This window comes from Bradyrhizobium sp. CCBAU 53338, assembly GCF_015291665.1.
Lineage (GTDB): Bacteria > Pseudomonadota > Alphaproteobacteria > Rhizobiales > Xanthobacteraceae > Bradyrhizobium.
Map to the genome: position 1 here is coordinate 2,785,450 of NZ_CP030048.1, position 1,436 is coordinate 2,786,885.

General features: G+C 57.1%; 1 protein-coding gene. It reads left to right on the forward strand.

Features of this window, described 5'->3' with window-relative positions; all coding sequences use genetic code 11:
- Positions 1-213 precede the first annotated feature (213 nt).
- Positions 214-588 carry a helix-turn-helix domain-containing protein gene (locus XH90_RS12955; RefSeq protein ID WP_194481848.1) on the forward strand — a complete coding sequence of 125 codons (375 nt, stop codon included), beginning with the start codon at positions 214-216 and terminating at the stop codon, positions 586-588.
- Positions 589-1,436 lie beyond the last annotated feature (848 nt).

Sequence of the window (1,436 nt, forward strand, 5' to 3'; positions counted from 1 at the left end):
CGACGTTGGCTTTGGGAATTGTGGCTCAGGCCTTGCATGGTCAGGGCGGCAATGCCGGCACCGGAATGGCAGTTAGCCGGACGATGTCCGCCTACGCCGGTCTCGGGAGCCGAAACCAATGAGTGATGATTGACTTCGACGCGGATAAGCCCCTAGTCTCGCCCACTTAAGGTCGTTAACGCTGATTCCCACTAATATAAATGGAATTTACAGGTGCCTAAAGTCAAGAACAAGGCCGCTGCCAACTTTGGTTCGCGCTTGAAGCAGCTGCGGGAAGAGCGGTCTATGACCATCACGGAGCTGGCGAGGCGGATTGACGTGACGCCGCCCGCAATTTGGCATTGGGAGAAGCGGGGCAGGCTGCCCAAGCCCGCCACCATAAAGGCCGTGGCAAAGGTTCTCGACGTCAGTTCCGAATTTCTCGAGAACGGTGTCCATATCGTGAGCACCCAGGATCAAGGGCCCTCGGACCAGATCTCGATGCGCCCGGACGAGATGAGCCTCGAACAGCTGATCCGTGCCATCGAGGCAAAAGGCTTTCATGTCCGGATCTCTTCGGCCGGCGATCGCGAGGCCTCCGAGGCCTAATCGGGAGAATGGGGAGTCCTCCTGCCCCTTCCTTTTGAATGTACCCTCGCCAGAACGGCGCGCGCCGGAAACAGTGCCGATCAAAGTCGTTCCGGCTTTGCGCGCGGCGATCCGGCTAGGGTCCAAGAGCGCAGTTCCGACCGGGGCGATCCTGCGCTAATTTTTATCATGCTGTAACGGTCGAACGGCGCGGGGGTGATGCCCCCTTGGCAAGCCGTGCAGTGACATTCACTGCGCACTTTCCGGTGATTAAAATAAGTCTCGCCGGAAAAAAGTCGAGCGAGTACGTGATTGAGGCTCGCCGACGTAAACGGATGCATTCTGTTCGTAGTGCTGGGCGGATTTTACAACTTCCAGCTATGTGGTGTCGTCGTGCATTTAGGCGACTGCCGCCGAGGCTTTGCGACCTCCTAAGTTGTTGAGCGAGCGCGCTTACTGAGCGGATCAAGCCGTGCCCCATGCAATCGGCTTGCAATCATGGATTGTGTATCGAGGTCGGCACCGACTCGCTGAGCTGCCGATGGCGGCCGAGAGGCCAAAGCGCTTGTAGACGGGCTGTGGCCGTGTCATAACGTCGTCGTTAAAGCCGTATTAAACTACGGATAAATCGAATTTAAGCCGCCCAATCGTCATTCGAAGGAGGCGCTGCGATGATCAAAGATTTTAGCACCTTTGAGAGTTTGCACTCAGCTCCTCCCATGCCGCGTGTCGTTGAAGGCACCGGCATTCAAATTCTCCCCGGCACACACCGCTAGACATTCTCCTCAGGCGCATACTGCTTGAGGCGCGTTCGCGTAACTTCGACTTGCTGCTCGCCGTTCGGTCCATTTTTTCGATGGAGCATTCCG